The organism is Myxococcus qinghaiensis (assembly GCF_024198215.1).
Lineage (GTDB): Bacteria > Myxococcota > Myxococcia > Myxococcales > Myxococcaceae > Myxococcus > Myxococcus qinghaiensis.
Genome location: NZ_JAKCFA010000009.1, coordinates 369,102 through 394,231 on the forward strand (window position 1 = coordinate 369,102; position 25,130 = coordinate 394,231).

The window sequence follows — 25,130 nt, forward strand, 5'->3', positions numbered from 1 at the left end:
CGGAATTTCCGGAAGCGGCAGTCCGGGCGCCAGCGGTGGGGCGGGCGCCCGGGTCCGCGCGGAGTGAGCGCGGCACGAGGAGCATGAATGGCGGCGGTGAAGGCGGTCCTGCTGGACCTGGGCAACGTCCTCGTCTTCCACGACAACGCGTTGCTCTTCTCCAGACTGGGCGCGTGTGCCCGGATGCAGGCGCACGAAGTCTCCCAGCGGCTGATGGGCGCCGGGTGGACCGCGGCCAACAAGGGCCAGCTGGACGCGGAGGGCATCCGCCGCAGCGTGTGCGGGGCGCTCCAGGTGGAGCTGCCCATGGCGGAGTTCGCGCCCCTGTGGAGCAGCCACTTCACCACCCACGACGCGGTGCTGCCCCGGGTGGAGTCCCTCGTCGGGCGGGTGAAGCTGGTGCTGGTGTCCAACACCAACGCGCTGCACGCCGCCTACCTGCGGCCCCGGCTGCCGCTGCTCCAGCGCTTCGACGCGCTGGTGATGAGCTGCGAGGTGGGCAGCGTCAAGCCGGAGCCGGACATCTACCGCATCGCCCTGGAGCGCGCGGGCTGCGCGCCCGAAGAGGCCGCCTTCTTCGACGACCTGCCGGAGTTCGTGGACACCGCCAACGCGCTGGGCCTGCGCGGGCGGCTGTTCACCACCGCCGCCGCCTTCGACGCGCAGCTCCAGGAACTGGGCCTATGAGGCTCGGTGGCTACGTCCTGCACCGCGACAACCAGGACACGCTGGCGCCCTGCCTTCAAGGCCTGCTGGCCCTCTGCGACGAAGTGGTGGCGATGGACTCCGGCTCCACGGATGGCTCGGCGGAGCTGGCGCGCTCACTGGGCGCGCGCTCGCTGTCACACGCCTGGCGGGGCTACGGCGCCGCGCGCGTGGCCGCGGTGAACGCGCTGGCGCCGTGCGACTACGTCTTCTACCTGGACTCGGACGAGTCGCTGGAGCCCGGCGCGCTGGACACGCTGCGCGCGTGGAAGGGCTCCTCGCCCGACGCGGACGTCTACCGGCTGCCCCGGCGCGACTGGGCGGAGATGGAGGGCCGCCGCTTCCTCTTCCGCACCCAGTGGCGCGCGCGGCTGGTGCGGCGGGAGAAGGCCGTGTGGCACGCGCGGCACATCGTCCACGAGGCCCTGCCGAAGATGCGGGGCGGGCGCGTGCAGGCGCCCATCGACCACCGCTTCGCCACCTCCGTGGCGCGCCGCTGCGCCAAGGAGGAGCGCTACGCACTGCTCTGGGCCCTGCGCGCCCACTTCGAGCAGCGCCGGCTCAAGCCCGTGGTCCTCCAGCGCCTGGCCGCGTGGGTGCGGGATGGCGTGCTCAACGGCGCCGTCTTTCGCGGCGGAGCGGACGCCTCCCGGCTGGCGTGGGGCGTGGCCGGCTACCACTCCATCAAGTACGCGTACCTGCGCGAGCTGCGCCAGGGCCGGTACGCGAAGCTGGCGCGCATCTATTCGGAGGAGCGCTACGACGAGCTGTTCGCCCGCGTGCGCGAGGGCCGGCTGGACTGAGGCCCACTCACTCGTACTTGGCCACGGGCGGCTCACGCAGCCCCGCCTCCGCCCACTTCTGGTACGCGGGCTGGGACAGGAGGGTGTCGCGGTACGCGGCGCTCACCGGCTCCAGCGCCACGTCGTAGGTGACGAAGCGCGTGGCCACCGGCGTGAAGAAGGCGTCCGCGATGGTGAAGTGGGCGCCGAAGAGGAACGGTCCGCCCTGCCCGAAGCGGGCGCGGCAGTCGGTCCACAAGGCCTGGATGCGGGCGATGTCCTCGGCGACGCCCGGCACCCGGCCCTGTCCCGGCCGGCGAGCGCGCAGGTTCATCCCCATGTGCTCGCGCAGCTTCGTGAAGCTGGAGTGCATCTCCGCCGTCACCGAGCGCGCCACCGCGCGGGCCACGCGCTCCTGGGGCCACAGGTGGGCCTCCGGAAACGTCTCCGCCAGATACTCGCAGATGGCCAGCGAGTCCCAGATGGACAGGTCACCATGCTTGAGCAGCGGCAGGCGTCCGCTGGGCGAGTGCCGGGCGATGAGCTCGCGCGTCTCCGGGGTGTCCAGGGGGATGACCACCTCCTGGAACGGCTGCCCGGTGTGGGCCAGCGCCAGATACGGCCGAAGCGACCACGAGGAGTAGTTCTTCGAGGCAACGACGAGGGTGAGCGGGGACATGGCGCGCACGGTAGCGCTCCATGCGGCGGGATGCCCGTGCTTCAGTGCGCCGGGGTGTTGCGGCTCAAGAGCGAGCGCACGCGAGACAACCACGGCTGACGACGGCGGTGCTCCGGCGGGTCGATGCGGTACACGGCCACCGGCAGGCGGATGTTCTTCATCTCGCCCCGGCCCAGCCGCACCGGCGGGGACTCGAGCTGTCCCTCCACCTGTCGCGCCACCGTCTCGCTGACGTAGAGCGTGCCGGGCCTCGCCAACGCTTCGATGCGCGCGGCCAGGTTGACGCCCTCGCCGAACACGTCGCCCTCGCGGTGCACGACGACGCCCAGATGCACGCCCACGCGCATGACGACGCGGCGCTCGACGGCCACCAGGTCGTTGTGCACCTTGAGGGCCTGCTGAAGCTCCAGCCCGAAGTCCACGGCGGCAAGGCCCCCCTCGAACTCCAAGAGGAAGCCATCCTCCAGGCGCTTCACCTCGCGGCCACCGTGGCGAGGCAACAGCTCGCGGACCAGCACGGCGTGCTCGTCGCGCACCACCTGCTGGAGCGCCTCGTCACGCCAGGACTGACGTCCCACCGCCTCGATGCCCGTGAACAGGATGGCCGACAGTTTCCCCGGCTCGGGTTCCTCCACCACCATCGCTCATCTCCCCTCCCCCCGATGCCAATTGTTTGAAACGTTACTCCAGGACGAGGTCCCCGGTCCCAGCCGAGCCCCCCGTCACGGCTGGGACCGGGCCCCGGATGACTCCTCGCCCTGGGAGGGCGCGGCCATGCATTTCGTGAATTCCCTGGCCCCTCACGGCATGGCCTCAACGGCCGCTCGCTCTCTGCCTTGCTGCGTCAGAGCCCGTGAGGATAAAGGACAACAAGTGAACCATCCTGTTCGACTCCATCAGGATAATTCATCACTGACGCGGCGCGCAAACCTCCCATGAGGTCGGACACCAAGGTGTTCGACCTCCAACGTGGGGAGTCGGGTGGGGGTCCTGCTCAGGACAAGTGAGGGGTGGGCCTCACAGGTCGTCGCAGGGGGTTCCCAGGCGCGCCCCGGTGTAGACGCCGAGCTCGTTGTAGATGAGCGCCAGGTTCTCCGAGACGGGCACCTGCCGCAGCTTGCGGCGGGCCTTCTTCTCCACCCAGACGGAGGGCAGCTCGCGGTCCAACAGCAGCTGGAGGTCGCCCTTCTTGGTGGAGAAAATCTCTCCCTTGGAGTCGGAGACGACGTTGAGCATCTGCTGCGGCTTCAGCCGTCCCCTCGGGCCGATGAAGACTCGGAAGCTCTTCTGCTCCGCTTCGGACCGGCCGCGCTCCACCAGGAAGTAGACGCCCTTCGTGTCGCGCAGCAGGGCGTACGGCTCGTACTTCATGGGGCTGGGGTTGTAGGCCGCCTTGCGCAGCAGCTCGCGCGCGGGCTCCGCCGCCATCAACGTGAAGGGCGTCTCGCGCTGGCCGCAGCGCACCGAGCAGGTGCCCGCCGTCGCGTCCACCTTGACGACGGAGTACGCGCGCGCGTCCAGGCCGCTCCCGTCGAAGGACAGCTCCGGGTTCCAGAAGCGCGGCTCGAAGAAGGAGCCGGTGGAGAGCCGGACGACGTTGGGGGCGATGGGCACCTCGGTGAAGGTGGCGCCGTCTCCGTAGAAGAGCTGGCGCTGCGAGCTCTCGAAGACCTCCGTCGAGGAGACGTAGTGCCCCTTGCCGTCGGTGCAGACAGCGGTGCGCTCCAGGAGGATGCGCTTGCGCAGCGAGTCCTCGCGTCCCCAAGGGGGCTCGTGGGCGAGGACGGAGGAGGAGGACAGCGTCAGGAGCAGCGCGAGGCGACGGGCCAGGGTCATGGGAGGAAGCCTCACAGGTGGTCCAGGAAGAAGTCGGCGTAGGAGGCGGTGTCCATGCCGCCGGAGGCGGGGGCGATGGTCCACTGGAGCGTGCCGTTCTCCACCTTGCCGCCGTAGCTGGCGCCATTGCGGCACTCCATGCGCCGCAGCGCGCGCTTCACCGTCGTGCGCGCCTCCTCCGAGTCCCGGCACAGGTTCACGAGGGCCTCCAGCGGTCCGGCGCAGTACGCGCCGATGGGGTGCTCGCGCAGCTCCTGGTCGGGCACGGTGTCCCAGGCCACCACGATGGGGAAGGACGTGCCGCACTTCTCGTGGGTCTCCTTCACCCGCCTGGCCAGGTCGCGCTCCTCGGAGGCGGCCCAGAACGCCTTGTCGAACGCGGAGGCGCGCTGGAGCGTGCCGTCCGCGAGCTGCCGCTGGTACAGCTCCACCACGTCGTCGACGTCCACCTTCTTGGAGCGCTCCTCGCTGAGGTAGAGGGTGACGGGGTCTTCCTTGTCGAAGCGGTTGAGGGTGTTCCTCCCGTTCGACTTCTTGGACGGGGCCAGACGTACCAGGCGCAGGCGCTTGCCGCGCCAGTCCGTCCAGTAGGCGTTGTCGTCGCTGACGCTGTGGAGGGCGACCTTGCCGTCCAGGTCATCACCTGGGGCGTGGAACTGGACCAGGGCCTTGCGGGAGCCCTCGGGCAGCAGCGGGACGATGGTGATGACGTCTCCGCCCTCGGACGTGAAGACCGACGCCTGTCCTTCCGGCTTGGGGGCTTCCCCCGTGGGGCGCGCGTTTCGGGAACAGCCGAGCGCGACGACCACGACACTCAACGCCAACAAGACTCTCAAGCAACTCCCCCTGGGTGTGGAGCCCCGCGTGGACGCCCGTCACGGGCGCCGCCTTCACAGGGCGATGTCGTACTGCTTGCAGTATTGGCGCACCTGGGTGCGCTCCGTGGCGGGCACGCGAAGCCAGACGGTGCGCGCGTTGGACAAGTCCTTCTGACGGCAGTGCACGCGCGTCATCAGCGCGAAGGAGGCGCCCGTGACTTGGGTCCGCTGACTGCGGCGCACCAGGTGGAGGGCCTCGGCCGGGTCTCCGCGCTCCAGCGCCTGCTCCGCCAGCTCCAGGTCCGCGAGCGCGCCGGCCTGGATGGTCTCCTTGCCACGCCGCGTCTCCGTCTCGGGCGTCGGGCGCGGGGTGCCTCCGGGGTTTCGGGCCAGCTCGGTGGACCCGTTGCCCCGGGGCTTCGCCTTCACCTCCGCGCTCGCCTCCGAGGTCGAGGGCACCGCGTTGGGAGGACCGACGGCGAGCGCGCCCTCCGGCTTCGCCTTCTCCAGCGGCGAGTCCTCGCGCGGCGCCTGGGCGTCCTGTCCCACGGGGGGCGGGTTCGCCTGCACCAGCGACGAAGGCGGGGCCTCGAGCCCACCAATCCCCACGGCCGTCGGGTTCGCCTGCACCGGCGACGAAGGAAGGGCCTCGGGCGTGCCATGTCCCACGGCCGGCGGGTTCGCCTGCACCAGAGATGATGGAGGGGCCTCGGGCGTGCCATGTCCCACGGCCGGCGAGTTCCCTTGCGTCAGGGCGGAGGGAGGGGGGGCATCGCCAGGCGATGCGGGAGGAGCCTCGCGCGCCGGGACGGGCGGAGCCGGGTTGTTCGAGGCGGACAGGGAGGCGTCCCGAGACGAGAGGGGCAGGACGCGCGTGAGCCCCAGGCCCACGGCGATGAGCAGGCCCGCGGCCAGCGCCGCCCGCACCAGGAACTTGCGCGAGACGATGGCCGCGACTCCTCGCGAGGCGGAGCGAATCGTCGGAGGCTCGGGCTCCGAGTCGTCGGACTCCGAGGGGGCCGGGCTCACCGGCGCGGCCGTCGGCGGCCTCCACACTTCGAGCGGAGCCATCGCCACGGCCTCGGGCACGGGAGGCGAGGAGGAGCCCGCCTTCGGCGACGACACGCGCACCGACTTCCCGACGAGGCCAGAGGACGCCGAAGGACGTGAAGCATCGCCCTGCGCCGAGCGCCGAGCAGCCTCCGCGACGTGCGAGGCCTCACCATTCGCGACGCGCCGAGATGCCTCGGCAGCCTGCGCGGACTCACCATTCACAGGGCGCCGAGCTGCCTCGGCGGCCTGCGCGGACTCACCATTCGCGACGCGCCGGGATGCCTCGGCAGCCTGCGCGGACTCACCATTCACAGGGCGCCGCGCGGACTCTGGAGCCTGCGCGGGCTCACCCTGCGCGGACCGGCGGGACGGTGCGTGCTGGGACGGACGACGGGGCGCGGCGGCCACCGTGGCGGGCCTCGACGGAGGAGACGCGATGGGCCGGGGCTGCACGGTCGCCGTGGGCACCTGCGCGGCGGGCGGAGCGACGACTTGCGGCGGCATGTCCGCGGGCGGCGTCACGGTGCGCAGCGGCGTCCCCGTCAGCGCGGCGATGAAGGCGCTCACATCCGGGAAGCGGTCCTCTGGGCGCTTGGCCAGCGCCTTTTCAATCGCGCGGATGACGTGCTCGGGCGTCTCCGGAGCCGCTTCGGCCAGGGGCTCCGGTGGATCATAAACGATGCGGTAGATGAGCTCCGGAAGGATGCCCCCGTCCTTGAAGGGCAGCTTGCGGGCCAGCATCTCGTAGACCATGCACCCGAACGAGAAGATGTCCGTGCGCAGGTCCACGTCCTTGTTCTTCCCCGTCGCCTGCTCCGGCGCCATGTACTGCGGCGTGCCCAGCAGGATGGCGTCCTGCGTCTGCACCGTCTTCGAATCCAGAATCTTGGAGATGCCGAAGTCGAGCAGCTTCACGTGCTCCACCTGCATGCCCGCTATTTCCATGGGCACCAGGAACACGTTGCCGGGCTTCAAGTCCCGGTGGATGACGCCCGCGCCGTGCGCCGCCTGCAGCGCGGAGCCCATCTGCCGCGCAATCGAGAACACCTCCGGCAGCGTCAGCGGCGCGCCCTTGCGCATCCGCCGCGACAGCGGCATCCCGCGCAGGTGCTCCATCACCAGGAACGGCGAGCCGTCCTCCAGCGTGTCGAAGTCGATGACCTCCACGATGTTCGGATGGCCCAGCCGCGACGCAATCTCCGCCTCGCGCCGGAAGCGAAGGTAGACGTCCTTCCCCAGGCTCGAGTCGGGCCGCAGCACCTTGATGGCCACCTGCCGACCCGGCAGCCGCAGATGACGCGCCAGGAAGACGGTGCCCATGCCGCCTCGGCCGAGCACGCCGGAAATCTCGTACGTGTCCCGAAGGACGGTGCCGAGTGGAATGTCGTGTGCCGCCGAGGAACTCATGGAAGACCGGCCTTCACTCCGGAAGCCGCATTCTATCCTGGAGCCCCTGACACGCCTTGGCCAGTCATCTGGCGTTGCTACACGTCCCTGTGGGATTTCCGCAAGGACACTGGACGCCGGCACGCCCCGACTCGGGCGCGCCGGCTATCGACTTCTCACAGCTTGAGGAACGGGGGATTGCGGGAACTCCGTACCCAACCTACCTGGCGGGTGGCGTCGCCAACTCGCTCGCCGCGCGCAGCTCCTTCACCACGCGTGTGGCGCCGTAGACATGCTCCAGGGCGGCGAGGATGCCGTCCCCATGCACCGCCACCGCGCGGTTCGTCTCGGGGACGTACGCATACCGGCCGCCGAGCGAGTGCAGGTTGCCGTCGAAGATGAGGCCCACGACGCGCCCCTCGCGGTCCACGACGGGAGAGCCGGAGTTGCCGCCGATGATGTCGTTGGTGGTGGCCATGTCCAGCGGCGTCGCGTCCGGCACCTTGCCCTTCGCCTTCATCCAGGTGTCCGGCAGCTTGAAGGGGTCCTTGCCCGTGTGCCGCGCGTACGCGCCACCAAACGTCGTCAGCGCGGGCACGGCGCGGCCATTCTCGTCCCAGCCCTTCACCTGCCCGGCGTTGAGGCGCAGCGTGAAGGTGGCGTCGGGGTAGCCGGAGGTGCCGAACACCGCGAGGTGCGCCTTGGCCAGCCGCTCGCCGTTGCGCTTGAGCACCGCCTCCACCGTGTCCTCGTAGCGCTTGCGCACCGCTCTCGCCTCCGCGTCCACCTTGCGCGCGAAGAGCACCATCGGGTCCTTCGACGCGTCCACCGCCGCCTTGCCGCCGTCCAGCAGCGCCTGCCGCGTCTTCACGTCACCCAGCTTCGTGCCGCGCACCAGCGAGCGCGCCAGCGCCTCGGGAGCCTCCGCGCCGAGCACCTGCCGCACGAAGGGGTCATCGGCGCCCAGCGTCTCGCGCAGGCGGCCCAGGCCGAACGCGAGCACCGCCTCGTCCAGCTCCAAGGTGATGGGCGCGGCGCGCAGGAGGTTCTGCCGCAGCGAGGGGAGCTGCGCGTCGGTGTACTCGCGCAGGCGCTCCGCGTTGGCCTTGGGCTGCTCGTCGGCGATTCGCACCAGGTGGCGCGCCAGCGAGAACAGCTCGGAGGAGAACGCGTCAGTGCCTTCCTTCATCCGGTACTCGGGCATCATGCGGCGGTACGCGTCGAGCGCCTTCGCCGTCTCCTCCCACGCCCCCGCCGTGGCGGCCTTCACCGTGGCGTTGGCCTCCACGCGCTTGCGCAGCTCCGCCTCGTCCTCGCGCTTGCGTGCGAGCAGCGACGGGTCCGCCAGGGCCTGGTGCCGACCGCGCAGCGCCTTCAGCCCGTTCTCCACCCCGCGCAGCCGCGAGCGCGTGGTGCGGTAGCGCTCCGGAGAGCCGCTGGAGTACTCCTTCAGCTTGCCTCGCAGTTCGGAGAGCTGCAGCAGCGTGTAGGGCAGATTCACGTCGCGCTGGAACTCCAGCTCCGCGACGGTGGCCTTGCGCTCGGTGCCGCCGGGGTGGCCAGAGACGAAGACCAGGTCCCCGTCCTTGGCGCCCTGCTTCGCCCACGGCAGGTAGTCCGGGCTCTTCGCGGGCGCGTCATCCTTCCACACGCGCAGGAAGGCCACGTCGTAGCCGAAGCGCGGGAAGTGGAAGTTGTCCGGGTCCCCACCGAAGGCCGCCATGGAGAACTCGGGGGCGAAGGCCAGGCGCACGTCCTGGAAGCGGCGGTACTCGTAGAGGTGATACTTGCCGCCGTTGAACAGCGTCACCACGTCACAGCGCACGTCGGTGGACGTCGCGCACGCGGACTCCACGGCGGACATCTCCTTCTTGAGCGCGGTGTTGAAGGCCGCGCCGGTGAGGCCCTTCGTCGCCCCGTTCATCCGCTCGGTGACGTCGGTCATCTTCACCAGCTGGTTGGCCTCCACCTTGGGGCAGCGGCGCTCTTCCGCCGGCGTGCGGGCCTGGAAGCCCCTGGACAGCAGGTCCTCCTTGGGGGAGGACAAATCCTCGATGCAGCCGCGGACACAGTGGTGGTTCGTCATCACCAGGCCGTCCGGAGACACGAAGCTGGCGGAGCAGCCGCCGGCAAGTCTCACCGAGCCGAGCCGGACCTTGTCCAGCCACGCCTGCGTGGGCGTGAAACCATGGGCCTTGTTCACCGACTCCACGGGAAAGGCGTCGTAGGTCCACATGCCCTCGTCCGCGGCGGCGGGGAGGGACATGAGCAGGCCAAGTGCGAGCAATGCACGGTCCACGTTTGTTCGTCCTTCTGGTTGACGGGGTGAGAAAGGCGCCGGTGAACGCCTGCTCGGGGGGTGCATTCCCGAGCGGGAATCACGCGTCGCGTCAGGTATGGTGGAGACAATGGCCGCGAAGCACCACATCTATCTGGTCCCCGGGTTTTTCGGGTTCATCAACCTGGGCGAGCTCGTCTACTTCGGACATGCACTCGACTACCTGAAGGCGGAGCTGGCTCGTCGTGGCATGGGGGAGTCGGAGGTCGTCATCGTCCTGTCTCATCCGACGGCGTCCATCCGGACACGGACGGCGGACCTGCTCCGGGCGGTCCAGGAGACGGCGAGCGGGGATGACGGCCCCATCCATCTCATCGGGCACTCGACGGGAGGCCTGGACGCGCGGCTGTTCGTCAGCCCTGGCGCGCAGCTGGCGGAGGGGCTGGAGCTGGAGCCCTTCGCGCGGCGGGTGCGCTCGGTGGTGACGGTGTCCGCGCCACACGCGGGCACGCCGCTGGCGTCGTTCTTCCTGGGGCTCTTCGGACAGAAGCTGTTGAAGCTGCTGTCGCTGTTCACCGTGTACGTGCTGCGCTTCGGTCGGCTGCCGCTGCGGGTGGTGTTCCGCTTCGGGCACCTGATGGCGCGCGCGGATGACCAGCTCGGGTGGAAGCAGACGCTGTTGGACCAGCTCTATGCCCAGCTCCTGGGAGACTTCTCCTCCGAGCGGCGCGACGCGGTGGCGAAGTTCCTGAGCGACGTGGGCAATGACACATCGCTGATTCCGCAGCTCACACCGGAGGGCATTGATTTGTTCAACGCGAGCACGTTGGACAGGCCGGGCGTGCGCTATGGCTCGGTGGTGACGCAGGCGCGGCCGCCGTCGCTGCGCACGCGCGTGTCGGCGGGGCTGGACCCCTACGCGCAGCTCACGCACACCATCTACGCGTTCATGTATGGGCAGACGCAGCGGATGCCGCTGACGGCGCTGCCGCTGCACTCGCCCGCGCAGACGGCGGCGCTGGTGCAGGCGTATGGGGCGATGCCGGGCCCCACGGCGTGTGACGGCATCGTCCCCACCCGCTCGCAAGTCTATGGGCGCGTGCTGGCGGCGGTGCGCGCGGACCACCTGGATGCGATTGGCCATTTCGACCAGCCGGCGCACCAGCCGCCGCACGTGGACTGGCTCATCTCCGGCTCCGGCTTCCGGCGGCCCCAGTTCGAGGCCACGTGGAAGGCCATCACCGACTTCCTCTTCGAGGACGAGCCGCGCTGAGCCCTCCCGGGACTCGGCCAGGCCCCAGCCTCCCTGGCCCACCAGCGAGCGAGCCCACGCGCATCCCGCGCTCGGAGACCCAGATTGGGCTCATGGGCAGAGAGCAGGAACGACCAGGACAAGCCGAGGAAGGCTCCAGTGGGGCCTCGCGCCTGCTCGCCAACGCGGACCGCATCCTCATGCTCTGGGAGGCGAGCGTGAGGAAGCGGGTCCCCGCCGCGGCCACCGAGAGCCATCCGATTCTCATCGACACGCTTCCCGCGCTGCTCCAGCAGATCGCCGAGGCCCTCTCCGAGAATCATCCCCGGCGCGACGCGACCGAGGGAAACATCCTCGCGGAGGCGCATGGCGGTGAGCGTGTCCGCATGACGGGGTTTCGCCTGGAGGACGTCGTCACGGAGTACCAGGTGCTTCGCGGGGTGCTCTTCTCCGTGCTCGAGGAGGAGATGCCCTTGAGCCCTTCGGAGCGGAACAGGCTCCATGTCTCCCTGGACGAGGCCATCGGCAAGGCCTGCACGGCCTACGTCGTGGTGCAGGAGGGACTCCGGGAGCAGCTCTTCGCCACGCTTGCCCACGATTTGCGCAGCCCCCTGAGCGCCGCCAAGGTCAGCGTCAGTCTCATCCTGCGCAAGCCCTCGGGAGACCAGGTGCCGCGCTGGGCCGCGCGCATCGCCGACAACATCGACCGGGCGGACCGGCTGGTGCAGAACCTCCTGGATGCGCTCCGGGTCCATGCCGGTGGCCGGCTCTCACTCGTGCTGGAAGAGCGCGACTTCGTCGAAGTCGTGCGTGAGGCCCTCGAGAATCAGCGGACCGAGCACGGGGAGCGGTTCACGCTCATCGCCCCGGAGCCTGTCCCAGGCCACTTCGAGCCAGACTCGCTGAGGCGCGCGGTGGAGAACCTGGTCAGCAACGCCGTCAAGTATGGCGCGTCCACCCGGCCCATCACCGTCTCCGTGAAGCAGTCCCACGAGCGCGTCTTCATCACGGTGCACAACCATGGGAGCGTGATTCCCGTGGAGCAGCAGGCGACGCTGTTCCGGGCCTTCCACCGACTTCCAGACGCGGAGGAAGGCACCAAGCGGGGCTGGGGGCTGGGACTGGCCCAGGCCCGAGGCGCCGCCGAGGCCCACGGCGGGAGCATCGGCGTGGACAGCCTCCCCGAGGTCGGAACCACCTTCGTCATCGACATCCCGAAGGATGCGCGCCCGTTCCAGAAACGCCGTCCCACGGATTGAGCCCGGGACAGCAAACCCCCAGACAAGCGCCCTGCGCGCTCGGTGGCGCGATGGGATGAAACCTTGGCGCCATGCGATTGGCGCCCGTGTGGGGCGGTTCGTAACTCTTGGGCGTGGCCGAATTCACGGCGCGACGACGAAGAGAAGGAAGGTCCCCATGTCGAAGGTCTGGCTCATCACTGGAAGCTCTCGCGGCCTTGGCCGTGATTTGGCGGAGGCCGTGCTGGCAGCCGGTCACCGGCTCGTGGCCACGGCGCGCAAGCCGGAGCAACTGAAGGACCTGGTGGAGCGGTATGGCGACCGGGTGCGCGCGGTGGCGCTCGACGTGACGGACCCCGCCGCCGCGCGAGCGGCCATCGCGGAGGCGACCCGCGCCTTCGGGCGGCTGGACGTCGTCGTCAACAACGCGGGCTACGCCAACGTGGCCGCCATCGAGGACGTGGACGAGGCGGACTTCCGCGAGCAGTTCGAGACGAACTTCTTCGGGATGATGCATGTCACCCGCGCCGCCCTGCCGGTGCTCCGCGCGCAGAAGGACGGGCACATCATCCAGGTGTCCTCCATCGGCGGACGCCGAGGCTCGCCCGGACTGGCGTCATACCAGTCCGCGAAGTGGGCGATGGAAGGGTTCTCGGAGGTCCTCGCGCAGGAAGTGGCGCCGCTGGGCATCCGGGTGACCATCGTCGAGCCCGGGGGCATGCGCACCGACTGGGCCGGCTCGTCCATGCACGTCGGTGACATCAGCGACGCCTACAAGCCCACGGTGGGCGCCTTCACCCAGCACGTGCGACAGGGCGCGGACGGCCCGCGTGGAGACCCCGCCAAGGCCGCGAAGGCGATTCTCCAGATTGCCGACGAGCCGCGGCCACCCCTGCGCCTGCTGCTCGGGTCCGACGCCGTGTTCCTCGCGGAGGTCATCGTCCGGGAGCGCGCGGCGGAGGACTCCCGGTGGAAGCCGCTCAGCATCTCCACGGACGTTGATGGGCTGATTCCCTTCGCGGAGACTCCGGTCGCCCGGATGTTGGTGACCAAGAGGAACTGACGTGCCCGCCGACCTCGTCCCTGTTCCCAGTGTGCTGCTCGACCGCCTCGCCGCGCTCGGCGTGGAGGTCGAGCGCGTGCTGCGACACGCGGGCCTGGTCCGCTCGCGCTTCCAGGAGCCCAAGGCGCGCCTGACGACGCGGGAGTTCATGGCGTTCTGGCACGCAGTGGAGGCCGTAGGGGGCGGGAGGGACGTCGGCCTGCGCGTGGGCTCCGGGGCGAGACCCCACCACTTCGACGTCGCCTCCATGGCGGCGCTCCACGCACCCACGCTGGGCGAGGCCCTGGCGAAGCTCGCCCGCTACAAAGGCTTGGTCTGCCCGGAGGAGGTGACAGTCGAAGTCGTAAAGGGCGAGGCGCGCTTCCGGTTCCATTGGCTGCTGGCGGAGGGGCCCTTGCCCCTGTTCCTCGTCGACGCGACGTTCGCCTCCACGCTGGCGCTCGCGCGCAGAGGCACGGGCAAGTCGCTGGTGCCCCGACGCGTCGAGCTGGCGAGACGTCGCTCCGACGCGGAGCTGCTCACCCGCCACTTCGGCTGCAAGGTCCGGTTCGATGCGCCCGTGGACATGCTCGTGTTCGAGGCGAGCGCGCTCGACGAGCCCTTCCTCACGCACAACGCGGACCTGCTGGCGATGCTGGTGCCCGGGCTGGAGCGGGAGAGGGAGCAGCGACAGCGACACACCGTGGCGGACGACGTGCGCCTGGCGTTGAGACGCCGCATGTGCGGCGAGCGTCCCTCCGTCGAGAAGGTCGCCGAGGAGCTGCACCTGAGCTCGCGCACGCTCCAGCGAAAGCTGGAGGCAGAAGGGACGACGTACCAGCACCTGCTCGATGAAGTGCGCCACCAGTCCGCGCGCCAGCTGCTCGCGAGCACGGACCTGGACGCCAACGAGGTGGCGTTCCTGCTGGGCTTCGAGGAGCTGAACTCCTTCAGCCGCGCGTTCCAGGGCTGGGAGGGGACGACCCCGCTGCGCTGGCGTGGCGCCTCGCGCGAAGGGGCTGACGGGGCGGGCCGTCGAGCAAGCCGCACAGCGTCCTGACAGCGGCGCGGAGCCCGGCGGGGCTCGCCCCCGAGAACCCCAGCACCAACCCCTGCCGCCGCCCTCGCCCCAGGTAGAGCGGGGACAGTCGGCGCGCGCCCAGGCCCCGTGCGTCCGTCCGCTCAATCACAGCCACATCCTGGAGTCCTTCCGCCAGGAACGCCGTGACATGCATCCCCGCCTCCGCCGCGCCGAGCTGCAATTCCCCCCGCGTCTCTCGCTCCAGGGCATCCAGGAGCGCGTCGCGGCGCTCCGCATAGACCAGACGCATCTGCCGCAGGTGCGCGGCGTAGTGCCCTGACTCCATGAAGTGCGCCATCGCGGCCTGCGTGAGCGGAGGCGCATGGCCATCCGTGGCGGCGCGCGCGGCGGTGAAGGCGTCCACCAACGCCTCCGGGACGACGAGGAAGGCCAGTCGCAACGAAGGGAACATCACCTTGTTGAAGGTGCCCGCGTAGAGGACACGCCCCGCCACGTCCATGCCCTGAATCGCGGCGAGTGGCCGCGTCGCATAGCGGAACTCGCTGTCGTAGTCGTCCTCGAACAGCCACATCCCGGAGGCGCGCGCATGCTCCAGCAGGGCCAGCCTTCGTGACAGGCTCATCGTCACGCCCAGCGGGTACTGGTGCGAAGGCGTGACATAGGCCAGCCGGGCCTTCGGCGCTCGCGCCAGCGCCACCTCCACGCGCGGGCCATTCCCGTCCACGGGGACCGGATGCAGGCGCGCGCCCGCGGACTCGAAGGCCACGCGGGCACCGAGATAGCCCGGCTCCTCCAGCCACACCCCATCCCCTTCATCGAGGAGAAGCCTGGCCGTCAGGTCCAGGGCCTGCTGTGTGCTCGCGAAGACCAGGACCTGGCGCCAGTCACAACGCACGCCGCGAGCCGGCCCCAGGTGCGCCGCGATGGCCTCTCGCAGTGGACGAAAGCCCTCGGGCTCGCCAGCGGTCATCCGTCCCGGCTCCAGCATGCGTGCCTGCTTCGCCACCGTGCGAGCCCACAGCGTCGTGGGAAAGAGCTCCAGCGCGGGCAGGCACGGCGTGAAGGGACGCACGTCACGCGGCTCGGCAGGAAGCACGTCGCTCGCCATGCGCCGCCCCCGCCGGGACAGCCCGCCCAGGCTCGCGGCCTTTGCGCCCCCGTGAGCAGGCACGAAGCGCGGCCCTCGAGCAGACACGGAGCGAGGCCCTCGAGCGTGGTCTGGCAACGCAACGACGCTGCCCGAGCCCACGCGTCGCTCCAGGAAGCCCTCCGCGTCGAGCTGCGCGAAGGCCTCCTCCACCGTCCCTCGTGAAATCCCCAGCTCCCGGGACAGCGTGCGCGTGGACGGCAGGCGGCTTCGGGGCGCGAGCGTCCCCGCGAGGATGGCCTCGCGCAGCCGCTCGTAGAGCTGTCGATGCAAGGGGCCCGCTTCCCTGCCCGCGTCCGGCATGAGGAACGGCAGCGACACACCCACGGAGCGCTTCGACATGCGCACTCTGTAGCCAGGGCTCCGGCCCACCACAACCCGAGCCCGGCTGAAAGTGGTCCAGTCCTCTGACACGGAATGGCGCTTTCATGTGGACCACTCCGGGAGCACTGTTGCCGGCATCGAAGCTCAGGGAGTCTCCGTCATGACCACGCCCGCCACCCCGTTCTCCTTCGTTCTCGAAACCCCCGCTGCCCTGCCGGAGGAAGCACACCGTCACTTCCTCGCGAAGCTCTCCGTGGAGACGGACGCCGCCGACCTGCACCTGGATTTGGAGCGCGGCAAGAAGGGCTTCGTCGTCGTGGACGTCCGCTCGCCGGACGCCTACGCGGAGCGCCACATCCCCGGCGCCCTGAACCTGCCCGCGCGGACGCTCTCCGCCGCCACGACGGCGAACCTGAGCAAGGACGACGTCATCGTCACCTATTGCTGGAGCCCCGGATGCAACGGCTCCACCAAGGCCGCCGCGCGCCTGTCAGCGCTGGGCTTCCGCGTGAAGGAGCTCATCGGCGGAATCGAGTACTGGGTGAAGGAGGGCTACGCCACCGAAGGCACCGCGCCCCAGGGTCAGCCCGTCTACGCCGAGCGCCCGGCGCGCTGACCGAGCGAGGCCCGCGCGAAACAGCGGCTCAGTACACGCCGATGAGGATGACCTTCACGCGGGGATTGCCCAGGTACTCTTCCAGCCGCCACCGGCTGCGCAGCTCATCCTCGGGCAGGCCCAGGCCGGACTCCGGCGGCGCGTCCGCGCTGGCCAGCGCATCGCGCAGATGCGTCACCGCCCACGCGTCGAACTTGGGGTCGCCCGAGCCTTCCAGCACCTTGAGGTCCAGCAGCTTCCCGTCCCGCGCCTGCCGCACCTCCAGCACCGTGGCGAGCGCGAGCACCGGCGCGGTGACGTCCATCATGAACATGTTCGCCGCCCGCCCCGCCTCGACGGCCGCCGCCAGGCGGTTGCGCTGCTCCAGCCGCCTGTCCCTCTTCTCCGCCACATATGGCGAGCCCGTCTTCCCGAAGCGCTCGGTGGCCTCCACCTGCTCGCGCTTGAGACGCGAGCCCAGCACCTTCAGGTCCGGCGACGGCGGATTCACCAGCTTCTTGGCGAAGCGGTCCTGGAGGTTCGTGAAGTACGGATTCACCGCGCCGCTCTCCGCACGCGCCGTCGCACTCGCATCCGCCGCCCACCCATCCACCCGCTCCTTCGCCTCCGCCGCTTCCCGCTGAGCGATGGCGCGACGGTCCGGCACCGAGCCGTCATTGCGAAGCGTCGTGCCCGACTGAGCCGGCTTGCCCGGAGGCTCGCTGCCCCAGAGCCCCTTCGGCACGAGTGAAACCGTCGGCGGCGCGGCCCGGGTGGGCGCATCCTCCGGAGTGCCCGAGGGCTCCTGCTCCTTCGACGTGGCTCCAGGCGCCTCCGCGACGGCCGAGGGCGGCTCCTCCTTCTTCTTGCCCTCGGGCGTCCGCGCGATGTCCTCGGGTGGACGCTCCGTCCGACGCGGGGGTGGAGCACGCTCGGGCACGGGGGGCCGCGCGGCGGGGGCTGGAGCAGGTGGCGGCGCCGCGGGCGCCTTGGGCTCCAGGTAGACGAGCTCCAGCTCAGTCACCGCGCTGGGACGCGATGGCGCGGCCGACCGCACTCGCGACAGCGCCAGGAAGAGCGCCGCGTGCACGAGCACGGAGACCACGACCGCAATCCACCACGATGAACGCCGGGACACCTTCAGAGTCTGCCTCCTGCCTCCCCCGAGGAGAAGCACCCTGACGTCCAAGCCCGATGACGTCCAGTCGCCCCCTTCCGCCGCCTCCCTGACGCGGGGGTCGCGTCACGGGCCACCACCCGAGTGGTTTCTCGTGGGAGTTCACGCTGGCCTGCCCCCGAGGCCGCTCTTTCTGCTCGCCCGGGTCCACGTGCGCCTCGACGGCGCGGACGCGCGCACCCACCCCTGAGCGTCACGCGTCGGCGGACGGACCGCCCGGCTGGCCGTCCGCTCTCCAGCCAGGACGCCTCGTCATGGCGCCTGGGGAAGGCCATCCCCACCTTTGGGAAAGCCTTCTTGGAGGGAGCGCCAACCATGAACTTTCCCAGCCATGTGAATGTCCCCAGTGAGACGCGTGAGGAGATCATCGACCTGCTGAACAACCTGCTGGCCGACTCCATCGACCTGCACTGGCAAATCAAGCAAGCGCACTGGAACATCCGGGGTACCCACTTCTACAGCCGTCACCTGCTCTTCGACGACCTGGCCAAGCACGCGCGCAAGCAGGCCGACGAGTTCGCCGAGCGCGCCGGCACCCTGGGCGGCTACGCCGAGGGCACCATCCGGCTGGCCGCCAAGAACAGCGAGCTGCCCGAGTACGACCTCAAGGCCGTGGAGAGCGAGGACCACCTGAAGTGCCTCGTGGACCGCTTCGCGCGCTACGGCGCCTCCATCCGCGGCGGCATCCAGCGCTGCGATGAGCTGGAGGAGCCCATCACCGTGGACCTGCTCACCCAGGTTCTGGGCGACGTGGAGCTGGACATGTGGTTCCTGGAGAGCCACCTCAACGGCACCGCGCGCCCCACTCCGCGCGTCAAGGGCGGCCGCGACGAGTCCCGCTCCAGCGAGCCCACCCGGCCTCCGCACGCCTGAGCCACGCCCGGCACCCTGAACTCCCTTCCCACGGGCCCGGCGCTTCCACGAGCGTCCGGGCCCGTGTCGGCATATAGAAGGCGACCTCGGAATCCAGAGGACGCCACATGAGCGCTGAGACACGGATGGACGGGAAGGTGTGCCTCATCACCGGGGCCACCGGCGGCATCGGCCTGGAGACGGCCAAGGCCCTAGGACGCCTGGGCGCCACGGTGGTGCTTGTCGGAAGGGCCCCCGCCCGCACCCAGGCCGCCGTGGACGCGGTGAACCAGTCCGTCGCGGGCGCGCGCGTCGACACGATTCTCGCGGACCTCAGCTCGCTGCAAGCCGTGCGTGCGCTGGCCGACACCTTCCGCTCGCGCTACTCGCGCCTGGACGTGCTGCTCAACAACGCGGGCCTCATCATCGACCGCCGCGAGGTGACGGTGGATGGGTTGGAGGCCACATTCGCCACCAACCACCTGGCGCCCTTCCTCCTGACGCACCTCTTGCTGGACACGCTCAAGGCCAGCGGCCCCGCGCGCGTCATCAACGTGTCGTCGGACGCGCACTACGTCGGCAAGCTCGACCTCACCGACCTCCAGAGCGAGCGCCGCTACGACGGCTTCCGCGTCTACGCCACGTCCAAGCTGGCCAACATCCTGTTCACCCACTCGCTGGCGAAGCGGCTGGAGGGCACGCGCGTGACGACGAACGCGGTGCACCCCGGCACGGTGCGCTCGGGCTTCGGCCACAACACCCAGGGCTTCTTCCGCTGGGTTGTGAAGCTGGGCGGGCCGTTCTTCCTGTCCGCAAAGAGCGGCGCGCGAACCTCCATCTACCTGGCGTCCTCGCCGGAGGTGGACGGAGTCTCCGGGAAGTACTTCTTCCGTTGCCGGCAGAGGAAGCCGTCCGCCGCCGCGCGGGACGACGCCCTCGCCGAGCAGCTCTGGCGGGAAAGCGCGCGGCTCACGGGAGTCCAACCATGATTGACCTGTACACGTTCGCCACGCCCAACGGGCGCAAGGTTTCCATCGCCCTGGAGGAGCTGGGGCTGCCCTACACCGCGAAGTCGGTGAACATCGGCAAGGGCGAGCAGTTCAAGCCCGAGTTCCTGGCCATCAACCCCAACAACAAGATTCCCGCCATCGTCGACTCGGAGGGGCCGGGCGGCAGCCCCATCACCGTCTTCGAGTCGGGCGCCATCCTCCTGTACCTCGCGGAGAAGACGGGCCAGCTCATGCCCTCCAGCCTGCGCGGCAAGACGGAGGTGACGCAGTGGCTGATGTTCCAGATGGGCGGCGTGGGCCCCATGTTCGGCCAGCTCAACCACTTCGGCCGCTTCGCCTCCACCAAGATTCCCTACGCCATCGACCGCTACACCGAGGAGTCGAAGCGACTGCTCAAGGTGCTCGACGGGCAGCTCGGCAAGGGGGACTACGTGGCGGGCCGCTACTCCATCGCGGACATCGCCCTCTACCCGTGGGTCGCGGGCATGCGCTCTTACGTCCCGGAAATCTTCGCGGGCCTGGGCCAGGTGCCGCAGTGGCTGTCGCGCGTGGGTGACCGTCCCGCCGTGCAGCGCGGCATGAAGGTCCCCTGAGCGTTACCGTTCCTCCCTCCATGCCCGCGCTCGAACAGCTTCGCTTCGACAACTCGTACGCCCGCCTGCCCCCCGGCTTCGGCGCCAGGGTGTCTCCTCGCGCCTTCCCGAATGCCCGGGTGGTGAGCCTCAACCCCGCCGCGCTGCGCCTCCTGGAGCTGACGCCGGAGGAGGCTCGACGGCCGGAGTTCGTCGAGGCGTTCGGCGGGGGGCGTCCGCTGCCGGGCATGGAGCCCTTCGCCATGGTGTACGCCGGGCACCAGTTCGGCGTGTACGTGCCCCGACTGGGAGACGGCCGTGCCCTGCTGCTGGGGCAGGTACGCACCAGCGAGGGCTCGTCGTGGGATTTGCACCTCAAGGGCGGCGGACCCACGCCCTTCTCGCGCGGCGGAGACGGGCGCGCCGTGCTGCGCTCCTCCATCCGTGAGTACTTGTGCGGCGAGGCCATGCACGGGCTGGGCATCCCCACCACGCGCGCGCTGTGTCTGATTGGCGGCGACGAGCGGGTGTACCGCGAGGAAGTCGAGCCGGGCGCCATGCTGGTGCGGATGGCTCCGTCCCACGTGCGCTTCGGCACGTTCGAGTTCTTCCACCACTCCGAGCAGCACGAGCACGTGGCGCTGCTGGCCGACCACGTCATCGACGCGCACTTCCCGCACCTGTCCGGGGCACCGGGGCGCCACGCGCGCTTCTACGCGGAAGTGGTGGAGCGCACCGCGCGACTGGTGGCGCAATGGCAGGCGGTGGGCTTCGCGCACGGGGTGATGAACACGGACAACATGTCCATCCTCGGCCTCACCCTGGACTACGGCCCCTTCGGCTTCCTGGACGAGTTCGAGCCGGGCTTCATCTGCAACCACTCCGACCACCGGGGCCGCTACGCATTCGACCAGCAGCCGCGCATCGCGATGTGGAACCTGGCGTGTCTGGGTGAAGCGCTCCTCACGCTGATATCCGAGGACGAGGCCCGCGCGGTGCTCACCACCTTCGAGCCCACCTTCAAGGAGCACTTCCTGAAGTTGATGCGCCAGAAGCTGGGCCTCCAGGAGGCCCGCGACGAGGACCGCGCCCTGGTGGGGGACTTGTTCGCGCGCATGGCCGAGGCCCGCGTGGACTACACGCGGTTCTTCCGCGCGCTGGGACACCTGGACTCGGTGGGGGCGATGTTCGCGGACCGGGCGGGCTTCGACGCGTGGGCGGAGCGCTACCGCGCGCGGCTCGCCTCGGAAGGCAGCGTGGACGTGGAGCGGCGAGCGCGGATGGAGCGCGTCAATCCGCGCTACGTGCTGCGCAACTGGATGGCGCAGGCCGCCATCACCCGCGCCCAGGAGGGCGACTTCACGGAGGTGGACCGCCTGCTCGCCGCCCTGGAAGACCCCTTCACGCAGCGCTCCGAGTACGAGGAGTACACCACGGAGCCTCCTGCCTGGGGCCGGCACCTGGTGGTGAGCTGCAGTTCCTGAAGCAAGGAGGCTCCCCGGCTGGCGCGCGCCGAAGTGTCTGGATTAGAACCACGCGCCATGGCTGCTGACGTTGTCATTCCCAAGAACGAGCTCAGTGAGTTCGACCTGCCCCGTGTCTGTGTCATCACCGGCCAGACGGAGGGCATCAGCTTCAAGCCCGTGAAGTTCGCGTGGTATCCGCGCTGGCTGCTCATCTTCGTGCCGTTCGCGGCCCTCATCGTGCTGCTCATCGCGATAGCACTCACCAAGCGCGCCAAGGGCACCCTGCCCTTCAGCGAAGAGGGGTGGGCCCGGTGGCAGCGCAGCAAGCTGCTCTTCGGACTCTCCTTCCTGGGCACCATCGCCATCCTGGTGGGCGGCATCGCGGTGTTCGCGGGCAGGAGCGACGGGACTCCCATCCTGGTCGCGGTGCTGCTCGCCGTCCTCTTGCCCGTCGTGGCCTATTACGCGGTGATGAAGGGACGGGTGCCCCTGGTGAAGCGAATCGACAACCGGCACCTCACCCTCTCCCTCCCCAGCGAGTCGGCGGCGACCACCATCACCGCGCACCTGAGCTCCGGGCGGCGACAGTCGCGCGGCATGCAGCACCCGCTGGAGCGGCAGTCGGCATGAGCGTGGAGACGCCACCGGAGGGCGCCTCCTGCGCGGGGCATCCCGACGCCATCGCCAGTTGGGTGTGTGGCCGCTGCGGCACGTTCATGTGTCCGGACTGCGAGCGGCGGGTGCGCCCGGAGGCGCGCCCCATGTGCCCCTCGTGCTGGGACCTGCGCGAGCGCACCGTCAACGCGCCGGAAGTCGCGGGCATGGGGTTCGTGGTCAGCGGGCTCGTGCTGGGCGTGCTCTCGCTCGTCCCCATGTGCATCGCCGTCCAGATTGCCTCGGTGATAGTGAACATCGTGGCCCTGTACCGCACCCGGGAGCCCCCCGGACGGCAGCGACGGTGGATGCCCATCACCGGCCTCGTCCTGACGGGCGTGGGACTCGTCGGCAGCGCCATCGTCGCGTTGTTGGGCTCCGTCTAGCCCGCCTGCCTGGAAGGTTGGCGAGCCGAAAGTCCCTCCCGAAGGCGCTTGCCGCGCGGGAGGAGCGGGCTGACCTTTCACCTTCCATGACGACGGACCTCACCCGCCTGCCCTCGCGCGGGCCCCAGGGCGCCTTTCACGTCGTCGTCGAGTCCCCTCGGGGCTCGACGGTGAAGCTCAAGTACGACGCCGCGCTCTCGGCCTTCACGCTCTCCCGCCCCCTCACTCGGGGGCTGCGGTATCCGTTCGACTGGGGCTTCATCCCGTCGACGAAGGGTCCGGACGGAGACCCGCTCGATGCCATGGTGTTGTGGGACGACACCACGTGGCCCGGGGTGGTGCTGCCCTGCCGCGCGCTGGGCGTCCTCCAGGTGGACCAGAAGCGCAAGGGCGGCAAGCCGGGCGAGCGTGAGCGCAATGACCGCATCATCGCGCTGCCCACGGCATCGCCTCGCACCGAGCACCTGCGCACGTACCAGGACGTGTCCCGCCGCGAGCGCGAGGAGCTGGCGCACTTCTTCCTCACCGCCGTGCACTTCGAGGACAAGGACGCGCGCATCCTCGGGTGGGAAGGCCCCGAGGCCGCCGAGCGGATGCTGACCACTCAGGCCATGACGGGAGGCTAGGCAGATGGCCCAACCCACACCCATTCGAGGACTGGGCCCGGACAGCGAGCTGGGCGAGGCCGCGCGGCGCATCCTCGCGGGCCGGCTGGCGGATGTCCGCAAGCCCGAGGCGAAGCTCGCGGAGGAGCTCGACGACGACGGCGTCCACGACATGCGCGTGGCCACGCGCCGGCTGCGCGCCGCCATCCAGGTGTTCCGTCCGCTCGGCGGGCTGGGCAAGCTGGAGGTGGAGGTGAAGCGGCTCCAGGACGCGCTGGGCGACGTGAGGGACTTGCACGTCCAGGCGGCCTGGCTGGAGGAGGTCGCGAAGAAGTCGCGCCGCGAGAAGCCCGACACGCGCGCGGGCATCGCCGCGCTGGGCAAGGCGCGCCTCGCGGGACTGAAGGCGAAGGAGAAGCGGCTGCGCTCGGAGCTGGAGCGGTGGGCTTCGCGCACCATGCCCCGGCTGCTGCGCAAGATGGACGGGCTGGAGGACGACCACCGCTTCGGCGGGCGCCGGGTGAAGGAGCCCCTGCTCTGGCGGGTGCGCCGCGTGCGCAAGCGGATGAAGGTCTACATGGACGCGCCCGACGCCGCGTCCGCGCATGCGCTGCGCAAGGACTTGAAGAAGCTGCGCTACGAGCTGGAGATCTTCCAGCCCGCGTTCCGCCGCACGCTGGGCGCGCTGGTGGAGGTGCTCGTCCCGCTCCAGGAAGGACTGGGGGAGCTGCACGACGCGGACGTGAGGCTGGAGGTGTTCGAGCGACTCGCCGCCGGAGGCAAGCCCGGGGAGCGCAAGGCCGCGCGAGCCCTGTTGCCGCTCATCCGCGAGGGCCGGGCACAGCGCTCCGCGGAGATTGCTCGCGAGCTCCAGCGCTGGCACGCCGAGGCGATTCCCCGGCGGCTGCTCCAGGTGCTCGCGTAGCAAGACCGCGAGCGCCCGGGCCTATGGCGCTTCGAAGAGGGCCTTCTGGATGGGAAGGGCTTCTTCCAGGTGCTTCTGGACGGCCATCCGCTGCACGCGCAGCTCCTGCTGGAGGGCTTCGTTCTGGGCCTGCGGGGCGAGCAGGGCATCCGCCAGCATGGCCGTGCGAGCGTGGGCCGCGAGCTGAGCGTCCATCAGCGCCAGGTCGAAGCGCTCTCCCTCCAGTCCGTCCAGCGCCATCATCAGCCGCTGGACCTCCTCCATGAGCTGCATCGAGACCTCGCTGTCCGCGGGCCGAATCCCCTGGGCCGCGGCCAGGGCATCCAGCTGCTGTCGCGCGGCCGTGTGCTCGGTGACCATCTCCGCGCTGAAGTCACGCACGGGCTCGGTGGTGGCCCGGGATTGTCCCAGCGTGCCCAGGGCCACCTCTCCTTCATTGGCCACCTGCAGCACCCGGACTATCTGGGCGTCATCGAGCGTCAGCGTCTGCTCGCTCAGTCCCGGGTCCACGCTCTCACGATTGTTGTCTGAGCAAGCCGACGTCAGCATCACCGCGCTCGCCAGGAGCGCCCTCATCATCCAGGATTTCGCCACGTGCATGTCCCCTCCCCGTTCCAATCAGGCTCGCGGAGGTTGTGGAGGGGAAGGTGGGAGGGGTATCGGCGTCGAAGCTGATTCCCTTGTCGACCAGGCGATAGGGATTCGGGGCTCAGCCGTCACAGTCCGCGGGGCAGTCCTGGTGTGTCTCGTGCGACTCGCAGAACCCATCGCCGCACGAGTCACCGACGGGACTGTCGCAGTCGGTGGGGCAGCTCAGATGCGACTCGAGCGCCTCGCAATATCCGTTGCCACACGTCCCGCCGATGGGGCCGGCGCCACAGTCTGCGGGGCAGCTCTGCCGCGTCTCGGAGGACTCGCACCATGCGTTGCCACACACGGCACCGATGGGACCGGCGCTACAATCGGAGGGACAGCTCTGCTGCGTCTCGAAGGGCTCACACAATCCGTTGCCGCAAGGGTCGCCGGGACTGTCGCAGTCGAGTGGACAGGTCTGGGGTGTCTCCCCGAGGTCACAGACGCCGTCCTCTCCACAGGGGCCCTGGGGAGGCTCTTCCTCGGTGAGCGTGGCTTGCGCGACGAAGCGGTCCGCGACCTGTGTCGGCCCGCCCGCGTTACAGCCGAGGAGCGCGCCGAGACACCATCCACCCAGGAGGACGATTAGTTGCTGCTTCATGTGTGTGACCCCTCTCGAAAGAGGGGTCTGGGATTACCATGGTGGCGGCGGACAGCGTGACACCGTCACACC

General features: G+C 69.9%; 25 protein-coding genes. 15 read left to right on the plus strand and 10 right to left on the minus strand.

Annotated features, from left to right (window positions below; all coding sequences use genetic code 11):
* The first annotated feature begins 87 nt into the window (after nucleotides 1-87).
* On the plus strand, nucleotides 88-687 hold the full coding sequence (locus LZ199_RS19435) for an HAD family hydrolase (RefSeq protein ID WP_253995215.1): 600 nt from the start codon (nucleotides 88-90) through the stop codon (nucleotides 685-687).
* Nucleotides 684-1,508, plus strand: a complete 825-nt coding sequence (locus LZ199_RS19440) for a glycosyltransferase family 2 protein (protein ID WP_253995216.1) — start codon at nucleotides 684-686, stop codon at nucleotides 1,506-1,508. Before LZ199_RS19435 ends, LZ199_RS19440 begins: the two co-directional genes overlap by 4 nt.
* A gap of 7 nt (nucleotides 1,509-1,515) precedes the next feature.
* On the opposite strand, the gene LZ199_RS19445 is transcribed toward LZ199_RS19440, so the two are convergent.
* The 6 genes from LZ199_RS19445 to LZ199_RS19470 all read right to left on the minus strand — a co-directional run bounded on the left by LZ199_RS19445 (nucleotide 1,516) and on the right by LZ199_RS19470 (nucleotide 9,558).
* Nucleotides 1,516-2,166 (minus strand): glutathione S-transferase family protein, encoded by a 651-nt coding sequence (locus LZ199_RS19445; RefSeq protein WP_253995297.1) that lies wholly within the window; start codon nucleotides 2,164-2,166, stop codon nucleotides 1,516-1,518.
* 41 nt (nucleotides 2,167-2,207) lie between these two features.
* Nucleotides 2,208-2,807 carry an adenylate/guanylate cyclase domain-containing protein gene (locus LZ199_RS19450; protein WP_253995217.1) on the minus strand — a complete coding sequence of 200 codons (600 nt, stop codon included), beginning with the start codon at nucleotides 2,805-2,807 and terminating at the stop codon, nucleotides 2,208-2,210.
* 376 nt (nucleotides 2,808-3,183) lie between these two features.
* Nucleotides 3,184-4,002: a hypothetical protein gene (locus tag LZ199_RS19455; protein WP_253995218.1), complete on the minus strand. Its 819-nt coding sequence runs from the start codon at nucleotides 4,000-4,002 to the stop codon at nucleotides 3,184-3,186.
* Nucleotides 4,003-4,013: 11 nt separating this feature from the next.
* Nucleotides 4,014-4,838: a hypothetical protein gene (locus tag LZ199_RS19460; RefSeq protein WP_253995219.1), complete on the minus strand. Its 825-nt coding sequence runs from the start codon at nucleotides 4,836-4,838 to the stop codon at nucleotides 4,014-4,016.
* Between the two features lie 54 nt (nucleotides 4,839-4,892).
* Nucleotides 4,893-7,280: a serine/threonine-protein kinase gene (locus LZ199_RS19465; RefSeq protein ID WP_253995220.1), complete on the minus strand. Its 2,388-nt coding sequence runs from the start codon at nucleotides 7,278-7,280 to the stop codon at nucleotides 4,893-4,895.
* A 199-nt stretch (nucleotides 7,281-7,479) separates the two neighbouring features.
* Nucleotides 7,480-9,558 carry a S46 family peptidase gene (locus tag LZ199_RS19470; RefSeq protein WP_253995221.1) on the minus strand — a complete coding sequence of 693 codons (2,079 nt, stop codon included), beginning with the start codon at nucleotides 9,556-9,558 and terminating at the stop codon, nucleotides 7,480-7,482.
* A gap of 109 nt (nucleotides 9,559-9,667) precedes the next feature.
* Between LZ199_RS19470 and LZ199_RS19475 the strand changes: the two genes are divergently transcribed.
* The 4 genes from LZ199_RS19475 to LZ199_RS19490 all read left to right on the plus strand — a co-directional run bounded on the left by LZ199_RS19475 (nucleotide 9,668) and on the right by LZ199_RS19490 (nucleotide 14,129).
* Nucleotides 9,668-10,810, plus strand: coding sequence for an esterase/lipase family protein (locus LZ199_RS19475; RefSeq protein ID WP_253995222.1), 1,143 nt, complete (start codon nucleotides 9,668-9,670; stop codon nucleotides 10,808-10,810).
* Between the two features lie 92 nt (nucleotides 10,811-10,902).
* A complete protein-coding gene (locus LZ199_RS19480) occupies nucleotides 10,903-12,048 on the plus strand; it encodes a sensor histidine kinase (RefSeq protein WP_253995223.1) in 1,146 nt (381 codons plus the stop codon).
* A gap of 157 nt (nucleotides 12,049-12,205) precedes the next feature.
* Nucleotides 12,206-13,090, plus strand: coding sequence for an oxidoreductase (locus LZ199_RS19485; RefSeq protein ID WP_253995224.1), 885 nt, complete (start codon nucleotides 12,206-12,208; stop codon nucleotides 13,088-13,090).
* 1 nt (nucleotide 13,091) lies between these two features.
* Nucleotides 13,092-14,129, plus strand: coding sequence for an AraC family transcriptional regulator (locus tag LZ199_RS19490; RefSeq protein WP_253995225.1), 1,038 nt, complete (start codon nucleotides 13,092-13,094; stop codon nucleotides 14,127-14,129).
* Here the strand turns inward: LZ199_RS19490 and pdxR are convergent.
* On the minus strand, nucleotides 14,020-15,600 hold the full coding sequence (pdxR, locus tag LZ199_RS19495; protein ID WP_253995226.1) for a MocR-like pyridoxine biosynthesis transcription factor PdxR: 1,581 nt from the start codon (nucleotides 15,598-15,600) through the stop codon (nucleotides 14,020-14,022). The two genes, LZ199_RS19490 and pdxR, sit on opposite strands and share 110 nt — an antisense overlap.
* Before the next feature lie 142 nt (nucleotides 15,601-15,742).
* Here pdxR and LZ199_RS19500 point away from each other — a divergent pair, with 142 nt between their 5' ends.
* Nucleotides 15,743-16,198, plus strand: a complete 456-nt coding sequence (locus LZ199_RS19500) for a rhodanese-like domain-containing protein (RefSeq protein WP_253995227.1) — start codon at nucleotides 15,743-15,745, stop codon at nucleotides 16,196-16,198.
* Nucleotides 16,199-16,226: 28 nt separating this feature from the next.
* Here the strand turns inward: LZ199_RS19500 and LZ199_RS19505 are convergent, their stop codons facing one another.
* Complete coding sequence (locus LZ199_RS19505; protein WP_253995228.1) at nucleotides 16,227-17,282, minus strand: ferrichrome ABC transporter substrate-binding protein; 1,056 nt, start codon at nucleotides 17,280-17,282, stop codon at nucleotides 16,227-16,229.
* Between the two features lie 387 nt (nucleotides 17,283-17,669).
* On the opposite strand from LZ199_RS19505, the gene dps reads away from it, so the two are divergent.
* The 8 genes from dps (at nucleotide 17,670) to LZ199_RS19545 (ending at nucleotide 23,824) form a co-directional block, all read left to right on the plus strand.
* Nucleotides 17,670-18,227, plus strand: coding sequence for a DNA starvation/stationary phase protection protein Dps (gene dps / locus LZ199_RS19510; protein WP_253995229.1), 558 nt, complete (start codon nucleotides 17,670-17,672; stop codon nucleotides 18,225-18,227).
* Between the two features lie 107 nt (nucleotides 18,228-18,334).
* Complete coding sequence (locus LZ199_RS19515) at nucleotides 18,335-19,195, plus strand: SDR family oxidoreductase (RefSeq protein ID WP_253995230.1); 861 nt, start codon at nucleotides 18,335-18,337, stop codon at nucleotides 19,193-19,195.
* A complete protein-coding gene (locus tag LZ199_RS19520; RefSeq protein ID WP_253995231.1) occupies nucleotides 19,192-19,809 on the plus strand; it encodes a glutathione S-transferase N-terminal domain-containing protein in 618 nt (205 codons plus the stop codon). Before LZ199_RS19515 ends, LZ199_RS19520 begins: the two co-directional genes overlap by 4 nt.
* Nucleotides 19,810-19,829: 20 nt before the next feature.
* Nucleotides 19,830-21,272, plus strand: coding sequence for a protein adenylyltransferase SelO (locus LZ199_RS19525; RefSeq protein ID WP_253995232.1), 1,443 nt, complete (start codon nucleotides 19,830-19,832; stop codon nucleotides 21,270-21,272).
* A gap of 57 nt (nucleotides 21,273-21,329) precedes the next feature.
* The gene (locus LZ199_RS19530; RefSeq protein WP_253995233.1) at nucleotides 21,330-21,884 is read left to right on the plus strand and encodes a hypothetical protein; all 555 of its coding nucleotides are present in this window, start codon (nucleotides 21,330-21,332) and stop codon (nucleotides 21,882-21,884) included.
* A complete protein-coding gene (locus tag LZ199_RS19535; protein ID WP_253995234.1) occupies nucleotides 21,881-22,294 on the plus strand; it encodes a hypothetical protein in 414 nt (137 codons plus the stop codon). Before LZ199_RS19530 ends, LZ199_RS19535 begins: the two co-directional genes overlap by 4 nt.
* An 86-nt stretch (nucleotides 22,295-22,380) precedes the next feature.
* On the plus strand, nucleotides 22,381-22,920 hold the full coding sequence (locus LZ199_RS19540; protein WP_253995235.1) for an inorganic diphosphatase: 540 nt from the start codon (nucleotides 22,381-22,383) through the stop codon (nucleotides 22,918-22,920).
* A gap of 4 nt (nucleotides 22,921-22,924) precedes the next feature.
* Entirely contained in the window at nucleotides 22,925-23,824 is a 900-nt protein-coding gene (locus tag LZ199_RS19545; protein ID WP_253995236.1) for a CHAD domain-containing protein, read from the plus strand.
* 21 nt (nucleotides 23,825-23,845) lie between these two features.
* Here LZ199_RS19545 and LZ199_RS19550 read toward each other — a convergent pair whose 3' ends face one another.
* Complete coding sequence (locus LZ199_RS19550) at nucleotides 23,846-24,424, minus strand: DUF4142 domain-containing protein (RefSeq protein WP_253995237.1); 579 nt, start codon at nucleotides 24,422-24,424, stop codon at nucleotides 23,846-23,848.
* 109 nt (nucleotides 24,425-24,533) lie between these two features.
* Nucleotides 24,534-25,058 carry a hypothetical protein gene (locus LZ199_RS19555; protein WP_253995238.1) on the minus strand — a complete coding sequence of 175 codons (525 nt, stop codon included), beginning with the start codon at nucleotides 25,056-25,058 and terminating at the stop codon, nucleotides 24,534-24,536.
* Nucleotides 25,059-25,130 lie beyond the last annotated feature (72 nt).